Annotated in this window: 1 protein-coding gene; it reads right to left on the bottom strand. The window is 43.1% G+C overall.

Features of this window, described 5'->3' with window-relative positions; all coding sequences use genetic code 11:
* The coding region (locus SB749_RS19665) for a hypothetical protein (RefSeq protein WP_410711789.1) at positions 1 to 267 on the bottom strand (267 nt) is incomplete at both ends.

The following is a 267-nucleotide window of genomic DNA, read 5'->3' as shown; positions in this document are numbered from 1 at the left end:
ACATTATTCAAGGAATAACGAAGACCCAATAAGTCAGAGATTGACTGTCTAAGATTATCTCGGGTAGTCAGCAGACTTTGTAAGTTCATGTATGCAGTTGCTGAACCGTCCTCTGCTATATATTCAACAGTGCCATCTTCATCCAAATCAAACCCTCTATCGCCATGTAAAGGGTGATCAATTGCGACAGTTGCTATTCCTTGTGAAGCCAACGTACCGGCAATACCGAAGATGGAGCTCTTATCCGCTGTAATCCCATGCTGTAAG

The organism is Brevibacterium sp. SIMBA_078 (genome assembly GCF_046534565.1).
Lineage (GTDB): Bacteria > Actinomycetota > Actinomycetes > Actinomycetales > Brevibacteriaceae > Brevibacterium.
The sequence above is the reverse complement of the archived record's forward strand: the minus strand, read 5'-3'. Positions and strand labels throughout refer to the sequence as shown.